The organism is Streptomyces sp. 3214.6, from assembly GCF_900129855.1.
GTDB lineage: Bacteria > Actinomycetota > Actinomycetes > Streptomycetales > Streptomycetaceae > Streptomyces > Streptomyces soliscabiei.
In genome coordinates this window covers 1,975,970-1,991,286 of record NZ_LT670819.1, presented here as the reverse complement: position 1 = coordinate 1,991,286, position 15,317 = coordinate 1,975,970, and the positions used below count along the sequence as shown (strand labels likewise).

Below are 15,317 nucleotides of genomic sequence, written 5' to 3'. Positions count from 1 at the left end.
GGTGTCTCAGATGTTGCGGAAGCGGTTGATGGCGTCGATGTGCTGGGCGCGCTTGGCCTCGTCGCGCACGCCCAGACCCTCCTGGGGGGCCAGCGCGAGGACGCCGACCTTGCCCTGGTGGAGGTTGCGGTGCACGTCGTAGGCCGCCTGGCCGGTCTCCTCCAGGGAGTAGACCTTCGACAGCGTCGGGTGGATCTTTCCCTTGGCGACCAGCCGGTTGGCCTCCCAGGCCTCGCGGTAGTTGGCGAAGTGCGAGCCGATGATCCGCTTCAGGGACATCCACAGGTAGCGGTTGTCGTACTCGTGGTTGTAGCCGGACGTCGAGGCGCAGGTGACGATGGTGCCGCCCTTGCGCGTCACGTAGACCGAGGCGCCGAAGGTCTCCCGGCCGGGGTGTTCGAAGACGATGTCGACGTCCTCGCCGTCGGTCAGCTCGCGGATGCGCTTGCCGAAACGCTTCCACTCCTTCGGATCCTGGGTGTGCTCGTCCTTCCAGAACCGGTAGTCCTCGGCGGTGCGGTCGATGATCGCCTCGGCGCCCATGGCCCGGCAGATCTCCGCCTTCTGCGGCGAGGAGACGACACAGATCGGGTTGGCCCCGCCGGCCAGCGCGAACTGCGTGGCGTAGCTGCCGAGGCCGCCGCTCGCGCCCCAGATCAGGACGTTGTCGCCCTGCTTCATGCCGGCGCCGTTGCGGGAGACCAGCTGCCGGTAGGCGGTGGAGTTGACGAGGCCGGGGGCCGCCGCCTCCTCCCAGCTCAGGTGGTCCGGCTTGGGCATCAGCTGGTTGGACTTGACGAGCGCGATCTCGGCGAGGCCGCCGAAGTTCGTCTCGAAGCCCCAGATGCGCTGCTCGGGGTCGAGCATCGTGTCGTTGTGGCCGTCCGAGGACTCCAGCTCCACGGACAGACAGTGCGCGACGACCTCGTCGCCCGGCTTCCAGGCGTTGACGCCGGGGCCGGTGCGCAGGACGACGCCCGCGAGGTCGGAGCCGATGATGTGGTACGGCAGGTCGTGCCGCTTGGTGAGCTCGCTGAGCCGGCCGTAGCGCTCCAGGAAGCCGAACGTGGACAGCGGCTCGAAGATCGAGGTCCACACGGAGTTGTAGTTGACGGAGGAGGCCATGACGGCCACCAGGGCCTCGCCCGGCCCCAGCTCGGGCAGCGGGACCTCGTCGAGGTGGATCGACTTGCGTGGGTCCTTGTCGCGGGTCTCCAGGCCCGCGAACATCTCCGTCTCGTCCTTGTGCACGGTGATCGCGCGGTAGGACTCGGGGAGCGGCAGAGCGGCGAAGTCGTCCGGTGTCGAGTCCGGCGACTGGATCGCGTCCAGGATCTTCTGCATGGTCACGGTGTTGCCTCCGGCGGTGAGCGCCCTGAGGGCGGGGCTCTGAGGGTTACGTCGGTGCTGCTGAGGGATGTGAGGGAAGTGCCGTCGGTTCGGCGGCGGTGCTGTTCGGCAGCGCTTTGTGGCGCGGGAGGTTGCCTGTGACGCAGGCGTCCGGGCGCGCAGGCCATGTGCTTGCGGGGACAGCCGACGTACGAAAGGTCTCTGCACGCCGGCCGCCCGGACACCTTCAACGTATGACACCGCGTGTCACCTCGCAAGGCACTGAGTGCCAGAACTTCCTCTCAGCTGAAATCTTTACGTAACAAATGAGCGATGATCGATCGAACGAGGTCTGAAATCCGCGAGAAAAGGTGCCCTGACATGCCAAAACGGCCACCCCGTGGGGTGGCCGTCGTCACAGCTGAAGGGTCTTCCCGGGCAGTGATCCCGGCAGCGGCTCAGCGCTCCTTGAGGGCCTGCTCGATGGCGCGCATGACCTCGTCCAGCGGGGCGTCGGTGCGAGCGACCGTCACCAGGACCTCGCCCGGCGCGGAGATCGTCGCCGGGGCCTGCGCGGGTGCGCCGGCGACGCTGCGGCCGACCCCGATGCCCGTCCCGAACGTCTTCCGTACGATCGCGAAGGCGTGGTCGAGCTGGGCCTCCACATCGCCCTGGCCGCCTGCCCTGAGCCAGCGCCGCAGGACGTGGTTGTGGGCGGTGACCACGGCGGACGCGGCGACCTCGGCGAGCAGCGGCTCGTCGCCCGCGTCGTCGTCATGGGCGTGCTCGTCGAAGTGGCCGAGCAGATAGCGGGTGAAGAGCCGCTCGTAGCGGGCCACCGACGCGATCTCCGCCTCGCGCAGGGTGGGCACCTCGCGGGTCAGTTTGTAGCGGGCGACCGAGATCTCCGGCCGGGCCGCGTACATCTTCATGACTTCCTTGATGCCGCGGCACACCGTGTCGAGCGGGTGCTCGTGCGCCGGGGCCGCGTTGAGCACCGCCTCGGCCCGGATCAGCGTGTCGTCGTGGTCGGGGAAGATCGCCTCTTCCTTGGAACGGAAGTGGCGGAAGAACGTGCGGCGGGCGACCCCGGCGGCGGCCGCGATCTCGTCGACGGTGGTCGCCTCGTACCCCTTGGTCGCGAACAGCTCCATGGCCGCGGCCGCCAGTTCTCGGCGCATCTTGAGCCGTTGGGCGGCCGCGCGGCTGCCTGCGGCACTCTCCGGCGCGTCGGGCGTGGCTGGTGTACGTGAGGACCTGGCGGGCTGGGGCATGACCCGAACGTACTGCATGTGCGCAGCTCGGTGCGCGTGTCCGGGGTTTCCCCCGCCCTCGGCGGGCGGGGGTCCGCCAGTGGGGCCGAGCAGTCCGCCCCAGTCCTCGTGCGCTCGGAACCAGTCGCCGACGCCGTCAGCGGCGGGCATATTCGCGGAAGCCGCGGCCGGTCTTGCGGCCGAGGCAGCCCGCCGCCACCAGGTGCTCGAGGAGCGGCGCGGGCGCCAGGCCCGGGTCGCGGAACTCGCGGTGCAGGACCTTCTCGATGGCGAGCGAGACATCGAGCCCGACGACGTCCAGCAGCTCGAAGGGGCCCATCGGGTAGCCGCCGCCCAGCTTCATCGCCGCGTCGATGTCGTCGAGCGACGCGTAGTGCTCCTGCACCATCTTGATCGCGTTGTTGAGGTACGGGAAGAGCAGCGCGTTCACGATGAAGCCGGCCCGGTCCCCGCAGTCGACCGCGTGCTTCTTGATGTTCACGCACACCTCGCGGACCGTCGCGTGGACGTCCTCGGCCGTCAGCACCGTGCGCACCACCTCGACCAGCTTCATGGCCGGCGCCGGGTTGAAGAAGTGCATGCCGATCACGTCCTGCGGGCGTGAGGTGGCGCGCGCGCAGGCGACGACCGGCAGCGAGGAGGTCGTCGTGGCGAGGACCGCGCCGGGCTTGCAGACCTTGTCCAGCGTCGCGAAGAGCTGCTGCTTGACCGCGAGGTCCTCGGCGACCGCCTCGACGGCCAGGTCGACGTCGGCGAAGGCGTCGTAGGAGCCGGCCGCGGTGATCCGGTCCAGGGTCCGCGCGGCCGCCTCGGCGCTCAGTCGCCCCTTGTCGACGGATCGGGAAAGGGACTTGCCGATACGGGCCTTGGCGGTCTGCGCCTTCTCCTCGCTGCGGGCGGCGAGGACGACGTCGTAACCGGCCTTGGCGAAGACCTCGGCGATGCCGGAGGCCATGGTGCCGGAGCCGGCGACGCCGACCGAACGCACCGGACGGCCGGCGCCCGCGGCCGCGCCGGACAGAGGCGTCAGCGCGTCCGGGACGACCGTCGCGCTGCCGGGGGCGTCGTAGGTGTAGAAGCCGCGGCCCGACTTCCGGCCGGTCAGGCCCGCCTCGCTGAGCTGCCCCAGGATCGGGGCGGGCGCGTGCAGCCGGTCGTGGGACTCGGCGTACATGGCCTCCAGGACCGTGCGGGCCGTGTCGACGCCGATCAGGTCGAGCAGCGCGAGCGGGCCCATCGGCAGCCCGCAGCCCAGCCGCATCGCCGCGTCGATGTCCTCGCGGGAGGCGTACCGGGCCTCGTACATCGCGGCGGCCTGGTTGAGGTAGCCGAACAGCAGGCCGTCGGCGACGAACCCGGGCCGGTCGCCCACCGCGACGGGCTCCTTGCCGAGGTCGAGCGCGAGGTGGGTGACGGCGGTGACGGCGGCGGGCGCGGTCAGCACCGAGGAGACGACCTCGACCAGCTTCATGGCCGGCGCCGGGTTGAAGAAGTGCAGGCCCAGCACCCGCTCCGGGCGGGCGGAGTCGGCCGCGAGCCGGGTGACGGACAGCGCGTTGGTGCCGGTGGCGAGGATGGTCTCGGGACGCACGATCCCGTCCAGCTCGCGGAAGATCTGCTGCTTGATCTCGTACGACTCCGGCGCCACCTCGATGACCAGGTCGGCGCCGGCCGCCGCGCGCAGGTCGGTGGATGTGCGGACGCGGGCCAGGACGGCCGTGCGCTCCTGCTCGGTGAGCCGGCCGCGCCGCACGGCACGGTCGGTGGAGGCCTCCAGCGCGGCGAGGGACCGCGCGGTCTGCGCCTCGCTGATGTCGATGCCGATCACCTCGCGCCCGGCCTTGGCCAGGACCTCGGTGATACCGGTGCCCATGGTGCCGAGGCCGATGACGGCGATCGTCTGGAGCGGGGACAGAGGGGTGTCGGACAGGGGAGCGGCCATCGCGGGACTCCAGAAATGAGGTGACGACTGGGAACGCGCCCGGATACGCCGAGAGAACCTCTGCGAGGCCTGGGCGCAACGGGTGCGGAAAGCAAGGGATGCGGAAAGCAAGGGGTGCGAGTGATGCCGGGCTACGAGCGCACACGCCCGGTGCCGTCGCCCAGGGCGTGCACACGCCCGGAGACGAACGGGAGTCCGACCGGCCCTGTCCCGTGGCCGGGTCGTACAGCGGTACGAGGTACCGAACCGACTTCTCGCGGCGACTGCGTCACCAGGCCACCGCGAGGAGGTGAAGCGAATGGGTGATTCGCTCGTATGAGCTTAACCGGTGGGTAACGAGCGCGCCAGCCCTCGTGGCTGTGATGTAACTCCCTGACCGACCGAGCCTCTAGTAGGGCTTGGTCAGGTCCGTATTGGTGTGGGTATGTCGCGGTGGCAGGTGGGGCAGGCGCCGGTCCATAGGGCGAGGAGGGTCTGTAGCTCGCGGACGACTTGGTAGAGGCTCAGGCCGGCCCCGTGTCTTTTGGGGCTCGGGCCAGTCGTTGCAGGGTGCAGAAGGCGTGCGCGACGGAGACGAGGGTGACGTGGTGGTGCCATCCGTTCCAGGTGCGGCCCTCGAAGTGGGCAAGTCCCAGGGCCTGTTTCATCTCCCGGTAGTCGTGCTCGATGCGCCAGCGGAGTTTGGCGAGGCGGACCAGTGTGGTCAGGGGCATGCCGGAGGGCAGGTCGGACAGCCAGTACTGCACCGGCTCGCTCTCGCCGGCGGGCCATTCGGCCAGCAGCCAGCACACGGGCAGTTCCGGGCCGTCGGCCATCTGTCGGACCTCGCGTCCGGCAGGCCGGATGCGCAGGGCAACGAAGCGGGAGTGCATCCGCTTGCGGCCCGAGCGGCCGGTGCCGGGCCGGGAGCCCTCCCGCCACTGCACCCGTCTGGCCGCTTTCCGGCCCGCCGCGATGACCAGCTCCTTCACCGGCTGCGGCTTGTCGGGATACTTCGCCACCGGCGGGCGGCCCATCCCGGAGTACGGCTCGGCCACCGGCACCGCGTCGGCGGGCTGGGCGGAGAGCGTGGTGGAGATCCCCACCACGTAATTCAGGCCGCGGGCCTGCAGTCCGTGCCGGAAGGCGGCGGCGTCGCCGTATCCGGCGTCCGCGACGGCCAGCGGCACCTCGAGTCCCCAGGAGCGGGTCTCATCGAGCATGTCCAGGGCCAGCTGCCACTTCTCCACGTGCCCGACATCGTCCGGGATGCCGCAGCCGGCACGGCGGGCGATCTTGTCGGCATCGGCCTTCGGCGAGGCGGGATCCCACGTCTGGGGCAAAAACAGCCGCCAGTTGACCGCCGCCGAGGCGTGGTCGGACGCGAGGTGGAGCGAGACGCCGACCTGGCAGTTGGTGACCTTGCCCGCGGTGCCGGTGTACTGCCGCGACACGCATGCCGAGGCGCTCCCGTCCTTGAGGAACCCGGTGTCGTCGAAGACCAGGGCCTCGGGCCCGATCGCCTCCTCCATCCGCCAGGCGAGCTGGGCCCGGATATGTGCCGGGTCCCAGGGGCTGGTGGTGATGAAGTTGGCCAATGCCTGACGATTGCCGTCCTCCCCAAGCCGGGCGGCCATCGGCTCGACCGACTTACGCTGTCCGTCGGTCAGCAGCCCCCGCAGATAGACCTGCCCCCACCGGCGCTGGTCCTTGCGCGCGAACGGCTCGAACACCTCCGCCGCGAACGCCTCCAACTCACCACGCACCGCAGCAATCTCGTCCGGAGTCACACAAACTCAACGCCACACCAGACCCGCAGGACACGCACCACAACAACCGACCTGACCAAGCCCTACTAGGCTCGCGTCATGGACGAAGAGTTGCGAACGCTCACGGAGCGTTTACGGCGGGAGTCGGGTGGCGCGGCGCTGTACGAGCGGCTGACGGCCACGGGCGACCACGACGAACTGGCGGGCGTGCTCATCGCGTCGGGACAGCCGTTGTGGGCCCGGGAGTTGGCCGCGTTCCGGCTGGGGCTCGCGGGGGACCGGCGCGCCTTCGAGGCGCTCGTCCTGCTGCTCAACCACCGTGACCCGCCGCGCTGCGCCTCCGCCGCCCATGCCCTGGCCCGCCTCGGCGACCCCCGCACCGCACGCGCCGCGGCCGCCCTGGCCACCAATGAACTGCGTGTCGCCTACGCCCTGCACCCCGTCCGGCTGCTCGTGGAGCTGCGGGCGCCCGAGTCCGTGCCCGCGCTGATCACGACGCTGCGCCGGCGGCTGCGGCCGCACGACCCCTACCGGCGGGTGGCCCTGGCGTGCGTGGAGGGGCTCGGCGTGCTGGGGGACGGCCGGGCCCGGCCGGTGCTGAACGACGCCCTCGCCCACCCGGCACTCGCGGAGGCCGCCGTGCACGCGCTGGCGCGGATCCCCCGACAGCGGTGAGGAGCGGCCCACCGGCAGCCGTCAGACCGGGAGGGGACTGAGATACCGCACCTCGGGCACGGCGACGCCCGCCACCTCGAAGGGCTCCTCGGTGCCGTCCGCGTGGAACCCGGCACGCTCGTAGAAGCGGCGGGCCGGGGCGTTGCCCCTGAGGACCCACAGGTACATGCGGGGACGGCCGAGGGCGCCGGCCTGCCGGACCGACTCCTTCAACAGGGCACGTCCGACGCCCGTGCCGATGTGCCCGGTGTCGACGTAGAGCGCGTACAACTCGGCGTCTGCGGTCCGGACTTCACCGTCCCGGTAGGCGCCGTGGGCGGCCCAGCCGACCACCTTCCCCGCCTGCTCCGCGACCAGGTTCACCACGTCGGCGCCGCCGCGCCCGAAGTGCGCCCGACGGCGCTCGGCGTCCTCGCCGACGCTCAGCGCGTCGAGGTAGGACTGCGGCATCAGGCCCCGGTAGGCGCTCTGCCAGCCACGGACACGGATCTCGGAGACCCGGTCGACGTCGGCGAGTGCCATGTCCCGTACGACGACCGGGGCGCTCACTGGCCCACCACCGCGAACGCCTCGATCTCCATCAGGAACTCGGGGCGGACCAGCGCGGCGACCTGCACGGCCGAGGCGGCCGGGAGGCGGTCGTCGGGCAGGTGCGCGGCGCGGGCCGTGCGGATGGCGGGCATGTGCGCCATGTCCGTGACGAAGTAGGTGAGTTTGACCACGTCGTCGAAGCCGGCACCGGCCGCGGCGAGGCAGCGCCGCAGGTTCTCGAAGACCTGGCGCGCCTGGGCCTCGGGATCGTCCTCGCCGACCAGCCGGCGGTGCTCGTCGAGCGGGAGTTGACCTGCGACGGCGACGAAACGGCCGGTGCCCGTCACGACGTGGGAGTACTGGGCCGCGGCGGCGACTCCGTCGGGGGCGGGGATCCTGGTCAGTTCACTCATGCGTCCATGGTGAACCATCCGTGTCACCGTCTGTCGCTAATTAGTTCGAGATTCGAATATCTTCCCGATGGGAAGATCGCCTTCCGCCGAAGTGAGCGCGGACTAGGCCGGGTTGGTCCGGCTGTGGAAGGTGATGGAGAGTGGCAGGTGCGCAACTTCCCGATGAGATATCCGGCCTGGACCCGCGTCAGGACGCGGCGAAGACGTTCGGGCAGTTCCTGGAGGAGAGGTGGACAGCGGTCTGCCGTGGCCTGGGGGTGGACCAGTGGGAGACGGAGGCCGTACTGCAGGACCTGAGGGAAGTGATCCACCCGTGGGGCACGCGGCCCGTCGGAACCCGGTGCGATCCACCCTCGTTCGTCTCCGCCGACGGCTTCCCCGCCGAACTCTCCGTCAGCTGGAAGGGCGGCCGGCCCGAGGTCCGCATCCTCTTCGAGTCGCTCGGCTCCGACGGCACCCCGCTCGGCTGTCAGGAAGCCGGCCGGGAGCTGACGCGTCGACTCGCCGGAAGCCCCGGGACGGACATCGCGCGCTATCTGAGCATCGAGGACCTGTTCATCACGTCCGCGCCCGACCGCTACCGGGCCACCCTCTGGCACTCGTTGGCCTGGCGGCCGGGTAAGCGGCCCCACTACAAGGTCTACCTCAACCCCCAGGTGCACGGCCTGGACGGCGCCTACGACGTCATGGCGGAGGCCATGCACCGGCTGGGCCTGGCGGACGCCTGGCGGCCGGTCGCGCACCGCGGCGCGGAACTCGCCGGGCGCGGGCACGAGTTGGAGCTCATGGCCCTCGACCTGGACGGCGGAGACACCTCCCGGGTAAAGGTCTACTACCGGCATCTCCCCATGCCCATGGGCGAGTTGGACACCGTCGGGGCGATGGCGCACCGCTATGAGCAGGCCCGGGCGGCCCGGGCGCGAAGCGTCATCTACGGGCGGAACGGCGGCACCGTGAGCAACGAGCCGATGACCTGTCTGGCGTTCCGGGAGGGCACGCCCGGCCCCGAGGAGGCCAACGTCTATCTGCGGCTGCCGGACAACACCCGTTCCGACGCCGAGGCGGCCGAGCGCATCGCCCGGCTCATGGACGTGGAGGGCATCGACCCGCGACCGCACGCCGAGATCCTGCGACAGCTGACGGCGGGACTGCCCCAGGACACCGGGGGACTGCAGGAGCTGTGCAGCTACCGGACGATCTCACCGGAACTCCCCGCGGACATAGGCGTGTACCTGCGGTTCCCTACGTATGCCGACACCGTGCTCTGACCACGAAGCCGTTCCCGGGGCGGCGTGAAGGCTCCGCTCGGCCGATGACGACCTCGCGGAGCCCCCTCACACGCTCTAGGTCAGCCACCCGTCAGCCGCGCGTCAGCCACGGAATCCCAGCAGCCCGTGCAGCGCGGCGCCGCGGGCCGTGCCCGTGGCGACCCGCGCGCCCAGCGGCTTGGGGTCGGGCTGCGCCTTGCACACCGCGTCGACCCCGCCCGTCCCGCCGCCCGTCCCGCGCGGCACGGTGCCGTCGCTCAGGTACTTCGCCAGGTGCTTGTCCAGACAGGCGTTCCCGCTCAGTGTGATGCCGTGGTTCTGGCCGCCCTCCTCGACGACCAGGCTGGAGTCGCGCAGCAGCGCGTGGACCGTCGCGCCGCCCTCGTACGGGGTGGCCGCGTCGTTCGTCGCCTGGAACAGCAGGACCGGCGGCAGGTCGTCGTTGACGAGGTTCTGCGGCTCCAGGGGCTCGCCCGGCCAGAACGCGCACGGCGCGTTGTACCAGGCGTTGTTCCAGGTCATGAACGGTGCCTTCGCGTACACCGCCCAGTTGTCCGTGCGCCACTGGTGCCACTCGCGCGGCCAGGAGGCGTCCCGGCACTGCACGGAGGTGTAGATGCTGTAGCCGTTGTCCCCCGCGGAGTCGACGGCGGCGAAGTTCTCGTACGCCTCGACCAGCGGGTCGTCGTCCTTGGCGTTCACATACGCGGCGAACGCCTCGGCGAGGTGGGGCCAGTAGCCGTTGTAGTAGCCGCCGGGCATGAAGGTGTCCTCCAGCTCCGAGGCGCCCACCTTGCCGCCGGCCGGCTTCTTGGCCAGGGCAGCCCGCATCGCGTACCACTTGGCCTCGACCCCGGCCGGGTCGGCGCCGAGCCTGTACGTCTTGTCGTACCTGGCGATCCAGGCCATCAGGGCGCGGTGGCGGTCGTTGAAGGCCAGGTCCTGGGTGAGGTTGTCCTCGTACCAGACCCCGGTGGGGTCGACGATCGAGTCCAGGACCAGGCGGCGCACCCGCTGCGGGTAGAGCTTGGCGTACACCGCGCCGAGGTAGGTGCCGTACGAGTAGCCGAAGTAGTTCAGCTGCCGGGTGCCGACGGCGGCCCGGATCGCGTCCATGTCGCGCGCCGCGCTGAGTGTGTCGATGTACGGCAGGACGCTCGCGTACTTCTTGCCGCAGGCCGCGGCGAACGACCGGGCGCGCTTGAGGTTGGCCCGCTCGATCGCCCCCGTGCTCGGCACGGAGTCCGGACGGACCGGGGCGAAGTGGCCGGGCTCGCAGTTCAGCGCGGGGGTGCTCCTGCCGACCCCGCGGGGGTCGAAGCCGATGACGTCGTACTGCGCCGCCACCGCCTTCGGCAGCGCCGAGGCGACGAATCCGGCGAGGCTCAGCCCCCGGCCGCCGGGGCCGCCGGGGTTGACCAGCAGCGGCCCCTGGTACGTCTTCGCGGTGTGCGGGACACGGGACAGCGCCAGCGTGATCTGCTTCCCGCCCGGCTGCTCGTGGTCGAGCGGCACCTTCAGGGACGCGCACTGCAGGCGCGGCTGGTCGGTGGTGGCGCAGCTCCTCCAGGAGAGCTTCGCCGCGCGGGCGGGCGCCGCGGGGTGCGACGGGCTCGCTCCGGCGGGCACGGCCGTGACCGTCCCGGCCACGACGGCGGCGGCAGCGCACAGCACGGCTGCGCGTTTGTTCATGAGTGCTCCCGGGACGCAAGGGACGGAAACGGACGGACCGTGCAGGTCACGGCCCTCGCCGCATCGTCCCGAAAAGATCGTCCGGAAGAACCTGTTCTGGCGTTACTTGACCCGTTCGGGTTGCCGGATGCGCTCGAACGCGCTCAGATCAGCGTGAGTTGGACCGGCCCGGCCCCGGCGGTCTCGACGGCCGATCCGACGGCCCCGGCCGACCCGTCCGGCTCAGTGGGGTCGGTCGGGCCGGGCTGCGCGATCCTGCGGGGCATCCCCGCGCGCGTGGGGCCGATGCCGTACTCCTCGGCCAGCTCGTGGACCTGACGGGTGATCCGCCGCTGGTACCACTTCGGGGCGTACGCGCCGTCCGCGTACAGCCGCTCGTACCGGCGCACCAGGTGCGGGTGGTGCTGCCCCAGCCAGGCCATGAACCACTCGCGGGCGCCGGGGCGCAGATGCAGCGCCAGCGGGGTAACGGAGGTGGCCCCGGCGGCCGCGATCGCCCGCACGGTGGCGCGCAGCTGGGCCGGCTCGTCGCCGAGGAACGGGATCACCGGCGCCATCAGCACCCCGCAGTCGATGCCGTGGTCGGTGAGGGTCCGTACGACGTCCAGGCGGCGCTGCGGGGCCGGGGTGCCCGGCTCGACGGTGCGCCACAGCTCGGTGTCGGTGAAGCCGACGGAGACCGAGACGCCCACGTCGGTCACCTCGGCGGACTGCCGCAGCAGGTCCAGGTCGCGCAGGATCAGCGTGCCCTTCGTCAGGATCGAGAAGGGGTTCGCCCGCTCGCGCAGGGCGGACAGGATGCCCGGCATCAGCCGGTAGCGGCCCTCCGCGCGCTGGTAGCAGTCGACGTTGGTGCCCATCGCGACGTGCTCCCCCTGCCAGCGGGGCGAGGCCAGCTGGCGGCGCAGCAGCTCCGGCGCGTTCACCTTGACGACGATCTGGGTGTCGAAGCCGACGCCGGTGTCGAGGTCGAGATAGCTGTGCGTCTTGCGGGCGAAACAGTAGACGCACGCGTGCGTGCAGCCCCGGTAGGGGTTCACGGTCCATTCGAACGGCATCCGGGAGGCGCCCGGCACCCGGTTGAGGATCGAGCGGGCCCGGATCTCGTGGAACGTGATGCCGGCGAACTCGGGCGTGTCGAACGTCCTGGTCGTGACCGTGTCCGCACCGAACAGCGCGGCGTCCGCCGCCCGGTCGTGGCGGGTCTGAACGGTGAGGTTGTCCCAGCGCATGACGCCTCCTCGGTAGCCCTGCCCACACAATAGAACATGTGTTCCCATGATCGTGCGACGGACCTTCGGCAGTCCTTTTCGGTCGCGGGACGATCGCTTCCGCGACCCCGATTTGGGCGGCTGCGGACCGGGGTGGTTGGCTTGCCCCGCACCTGAGCAAGCTGAGCAACCCTGAGCAACAAGGACCTGGAGGAACCCCATGGCGCAGGTCGAGGCCACCACCGAGCGGGTCGTCGCTGCGGACCCGGAGAAGGTGTTCGACACCATCGCCGACTACAGCGGCACGCGCGCGAATCTGCTGCCCGAGCACTTCAGCGAGTACGAGGTGCGCGAGGGCGGTGACGGCGAGGGCACCCTCGTCCACTGGAAGCTCCAGGCCACCAGCAAGCGCGTCCGCGACTGCCTCCTGGAGGTCGCCGAGCCGACCGACGGCGAGCTCGTCGAGAAGGACCGCAACTCCTCGATGGTCACCGTCTGGCGCGTCACCCCGGCCGGCGAGGGCGCCTCCCGGGTCGTCGTCACCACCACCTGGGACGGCGCCACCGGCATCGGCGGCTTCTTCGAGCGGACCTTCGCGCCCAAGGGCCTCGGCCGGATCTACGACGTGATCCTCGCCAACCTCGCCACCGAGGTCGAGAAGTAGATCAACACCCGTGCGCTCCCTGCGCGTTGATCCCCTTCACCGGTTCGAGTGGATCTCCCTTGTGACCGGGATGGCGCCGTAACTCGTCGCGCTTGCTCGTGGTTGTCGCTTTACGCGGGAATTGTGTGGCAGGTGCGACGAGGGGAGCGGGACATGGGCGGGATCACTCTGGTGCGGGACGAGCCGGTCACGGCACGTCCCGCGGAAGCGGAGGACCCGCCGGGGGCGTCGGCTGCCGGGAGCGGACCGGGCGGCCGCCGGGTGCGGCTGGTCTTCTTCGCCCTCATGCTCGCGCTGCTGCTCGCGGCGCTGGAGCAGATGATCGTCGCCACCGCGCTGCCGAAGATCGTCGGTGAACTGCACAGCCTGGACCGGATGTCCTGGGCGATCACCGCCTACCTGCTCACCGCCACCGTCGGACTGCCCGTCTACGGCAAGCTGGGCGACCTCCTCGGCCGCAAGGGCGTCTTCCAGTTCGCGATCGTCGTCTTCGTCCTCGGCTCCGCGCTCGCCGGACGGGCGCAGACCATGGACCAGCTGATCGCCTTCCGGGCCGTCCAGGGCGTCGGCGCGGGCGGGCTCATGATCGGCGTGCAGGCGATCATCGCGGACATCGTGCCGCCCCGGCAGCGCGGCCGGTTCATGGGCCTCATCGGCGCCGCGTTCGGCCTCGCCTCGGTCGCCGGACCGCTGCTCGGCGGCTACTTCACGGACCACCTCTCCTGGCGCTGGTGCTTCTACATCAACGTCCCCTTCGGACTCGTCACCCTCGCCGTCGTCACCGTCGTGCTGAAGCTGCCGAAGCCGACCGCGAAACCCCGGTTCGACGTCCTCGGCGCCCTGCTGCTCGCCGTCGCCTCCACCTGCCTGGTGCTGCTGACCAGTTGGGGCGGCACCGAGTACGCCTGGGACTCGAGCGTCGTCGTCGGTCTCGGCGCGGGCGCGGCCGCCGCCGCCGTCCTCTTCCTCGTCGTCGAGGGCATCGCCGCCGAACCCCTCATTCCGCTGCGGCTGTTCAGGGACCCCGTATTCAACGTCACCGCACTGGTGGGCCTGGTGATCGGCGTCGCGCTGTTCGGCGCCGCGAGCTATCTGCCGACCTTCCTGCAGATGGTCGACGGGGCCTCCGCCACCGAGTCCGGGCTGCTCATGCTGCCCATGATGGGCGGCATCGTCGGCGCCTCGGTCCTGTCCGGGCAACTCATCACCCACACCGGCCGCTACAAGATCTATCCCGTCCTCGGCAGCGCCCTCGCCGCCCTCGGCATGTGGCTGCTGTCCCGGCTGCAGGCCGACACGCCCCGGCTGCAGTACAGCCTCTGGATGGCCGTCCTCGGCGCCGGCATCGGCCTGGTGATGCCCGTCCTCGTCCTCGCCGTGCAGAACTCCGTGCGCCCCGCCGACCTGGGCACCGCCACCAGCGCCAACACCTACTTCCGGCAGATCGGCGGCAGCGTCGGCGCGGCGGTCTTCGGCACCCTCTTCGCCGGCCGGCTCGCCGACGCGCTGCGCGAGACCCTGCCCGCCCGTGCCGGCGCCGGCCTCCCGGACCCCGAGTCCCTCACCCCGCAACGCGTGCACGCACTGCCCCCGGCGCTGCGCGACGCCTGCATCCGGGCGTACGCCGACGCCATGCCGGGGATCTTCCTATATCTCGTACCGGTGCTCGTCCTCGGGCTGCTCATCGCCTGCTTCCTCAAGGAGAAACCGCTGGTGTCCCACAACGCCGCCGAAACGGAGCTCGCGTCCGCGACCACGCCGGTCCTGCGGGCCCAGGCCCCGTGCACCGCCGGAATCCCCGTCTGCGGCACGGTGCAGCACCCCGACGGGACCGTCGTGCCCCGCGCGGCGCTCACCCTCATCGATGTGACGGGCCGTCAGGTCGGCCGGGGCGCGAGCGGCGAGGACGGACGGTACGCGCTGTCCACGCCCGGCTCCGGCGCGTACGTCCTGATCGCCGCCGCCGGCGGCCACCAGCCGCAGGCCGTCTCCGTCACCGTGGGCGAACGCCCCGTCGAACTGGACATCGTCCTCGGCGGCGCGGGCCGCCTCGCCGGGAACATCGTCACCGCGGACGGCTCGCCGGTGCGGGAGGCCACCGTCACCCTCACCAACGTCCACGGCGAGGTCGTCGCCAGCACCCGCAGCGGCCGCGAGGGCGGCTACGTCATCACCGAGCTCGTCGCCGGGGAGTACACCCTCGCCGCCGGTGCGCCCGCCTTCCGTCCGGCCGCCCTGCCGGTCAGCGTCCAGGCCTCCCGCGAGACCCGCCAGGACGTCGAACTCGCCGGCGGCGCCGTACTGCGCGGCACGGTCCGGGCCACCGGCGGGCGCCCCGTCGAGGACGCCCGCGTGACCCTCCTGGACGCTGCGGGCAACGTCGTGGACACCCTCACCACGGGCTCCGACGGGGTGTTCCGCTTCGTCGACCTGTCCTCCGGCGAGTACACCGTCATCGCCACCGGCTACCCGCCCCTCGCCACCGTCCTGCACCTGGCGGGCGGCGGCCGCACGGAACGCGACCTGCAGCTCGGCCACGCGGACTGACCGCCCCGGACGTGCGGCGTACC

General features: G+C 71.2%; 12 protein-coding genes. 4 read left to right on the top strand and 8 right to left on the bottom strand.

What is annotated here, in order from left to right; all coding sequences use genetic code 11:
• Positions 1 to 6: 6 nt before the first annotated feature.
• The 4 genes from ccrA to B5557_RS08950 form a co-directional block, all read right to left on the bottom strand.
• Positions 7 to 1,344, bottom strand: coding sequence for a crotonyl-CoA carboxylase/reductase (ccrA, locus tag B5557_RS08970; protein WP_079664670.1), 1,338 nt, complete (start codon positions 1,342 to 1,344; stop codon positions 7 to 9).
• A 443-nt stretch (positions 1,345 to 1,787) separates the two neighbouring features.
• Positions 1,788 to 2,621 carry a TetR family transcriptional regulator gene (locus tag B5557_RS08965; protein ID WP_180291499.1) on the bottom strand — a complete coding sequence of 278 codons (834 nt, stop codon included), beginning with the start codon at positions 2,619 to 2,621 and terminating at the stop codon, positions 1,788 to 1,790.
• 118 nt (positions 2,622 to 2,739) lie between these two features.
• Complete coding sequence (locus B5557_RS08960) at positions 2,740 to 4,545, bottom strand: 3-hydroxyacyl-CoA dehydrogenase family protein (protein WP_079658616.1); 1,806 nt, start codon at positions 4,543 to 4,545, stop codon at positions 2,740 to 2,742.
• Positions 4,546 to 5,048: 503 nt separating this feature from the next.
• Positions 5,049 to 6,314, bottom strand: coding sequence for an IS701 family transposase (locus B5557_RS08950; protein WP_079658614.1), 1,266 nt, complete (start codon positions 6,312 to 6,314; stop codon positions 5,049 to 5,051).
• Positions 6,315 to 6,392: 78 nt separating this feature from the next.
• Here B5557_RS08950 and B5557_RS08945 point away from each other — a divergent pair, with 78 nt between their 5' ends.
• The gene (locus tag B5557_RS08945; protein ID WP_079658613.1) at positions 6,393 to 6,968 is read left to right on the top strand and encodes an adenylosuccinate lyase; all 576 of its coding nucleotides are present in this window, start codon (positions 6,393 to 6,395) and stop codon (positions 6,966 to 6,968) included.
• Between the two features lie 21 nt (positions 6,969 to 6,989).
• On the opposite strand, the gene B5557_RS08940 is transcribed toward B5557_RS08945, so the two are convergent.
• The gene (locus B5557_RS08940; RefSeq protein ID WP_079664669.1) at positions 6,990 to 7,490 is read right to left on the bottom strand and encodes a GNAT family N-acetyltransferase; all 501 of its coding nucleotides are present in this window, start codon (positions 7,488 to 7,490) and stop codon (positions 6,990 to 6,992) included.
• A 23-nt stretch (positions 7,491 to 7,513) separates the two neighbouring features.
• Positions 7,514 to 7,912, bottom strand: coding sequence for a RidA family protein (locus tag B5557_RS08935; RefSeq protein ID WP_079658612.1), 399 nt, complete (start codon positions 7,910 to 7,912; stop codon positions 7,514 to 7,516).
• Positions 7,913 to 8,052: 140 nt separating this feature from the next.
• Between B5557_RS08935 and B5557_RS08930 the strand changes: the two genes are divergently transcribed.
• Complete coding sequence (locus tag B5557_RS08930; protein WP_231976311.1) at positions 8,053 to 9,180, top strand: tryptophan dimethylallyltransferase family protein; 1,128 nt, start codon at positions 8,053 to 8,055, stop codon at positions 9,178 to 9,180.
• A gap of 102 nt (positions 9,181 to 9,282) precedes the next feature.
• Here B5557_RS08930 and B5557_RS08925 read toward each other — a convergent pair whose 3' ends face one another.
• Entirely contained in the window at positions 9,283 to 10,872 is a 1,590-nt protein-coding gene (locus B5557_RS08925) for an alpha/beta hydrolase (protein WP_079658610.1), read from the bottom strand.
• A gap of 143 nt (positions 10,873 to 11,015) precedes the next feature.
• Entirely contained in the window at positions 11,016 to 12,104 is a 1,089-nt protein-coding gene (locus B5557_RS08920; protein ID WP_079658609.1) for an Rv2578c family radical SAM protein, read from the bottom strand.
• Positions 12,105 to 12,303: 199 nt separating this feature from the next.
• Between B5557_RS08920 and B5557_RS08915 the strand changes: the two genes are divergently transcribed.
• Both B5557_RS08915 and B5557_RS08910 read left to right on the top strand, forming a co-directional pair.
• A complete protein-coding gene (locus B5557_RS08915; protein WP_079658608.1) occupies positions 12,304 to 12,747 on the top strand; it encodes an SRPBCC family protein in 444 nt (147 codons plus the stop codon).
• A 153-nt stretch (positions 12,748 to 12,900) separates the two neighbouring features.
• Positions 12,901 to 15,294: an MFS transporter gene (locus tag B5557_RS08910; RefSeq protein WP_079658607.1), complete on the top strand. Its 2,394-nt coding sequence runs from the start codon at positions 12,901 to 12,903 to the stop codon at positions 15,292 to 15,294.
• Positions 15,295 to 15,317: the final 23 nt, after the last annotated feature.

Bases quoted from the DNA above. Each gene is read 5' to 3' on its own strand.
- B5557_RS08915 (WP_079658608.1), top strand. From the start codon at position 12,304: ATGGCGCAGGTCGAGGCCACCACCGAGCGGGTCGTCGCTGCGGACCCG.
- B5557_RS08920 (WP_079658609.1), bottom strand. From the start codon at position 12,104: ATGCGCTGGGACAACCTCACCGTTCAGACCCGCCACGACCGGGCGGCG.
- B5557_RS08910 (WP_079658607.1), top strand. From the start codon at position 12,901: ATGGGCGGGATCACTCTGGTGCGGGACGAGCCGGTCACGGCACGTCCC.
- ccrA (WP_079664670.1), bottom strand. From the start codon at position 1,344: ATGCAGAAGATCCTGGACGCGATCCAGTCGCCGGACTCGACACCGGAC.
- B5557_RS08940 (WP_079664669.1), bottom strand. From the start codon at position 7,490: ATGGCACTCGCCGACGTCGACCGGGTCTCCGAGATCCGTGTCCGTGGC.
- B5557_RS08935 (WP_079658612.1), bottom strand. From the start codon at position 7,912: ATGAGTGAACTGACCAGGATCCCCGCCCCCGACGGAGTCGCCGCCGCG.
- B5557_RS08945 (WP_079658613.1), top strand. From the start codon at position 6,393: ATGGACGAAGAGTTGCGAACGCTCACGGAGCGTTTACGGCGGGAGTCG.
- B5557_RS08925 (WP_079658610.1), bottom strand. From the start codon at position 10,872: ATGAACAAACGCGCAGCCGTGCTGTGCGCTGCCGCCGCCGTCGTGGCC.
- B5557_RS08960 (WP_079658616.1), bottom strand. From the start codon at position 4,545: ATGGCCGCTCCCCTGTCCGACACCCCTCTGTCCCCGCTCCAGACGATC.
- B5557_RS08965 (WP_180291499.1), bottom strand. From the start codon at position 2,621: ATGCAGTACGTTCGGGTCATGCCCCAGCCCGCCAGGTCCTCACGTACA.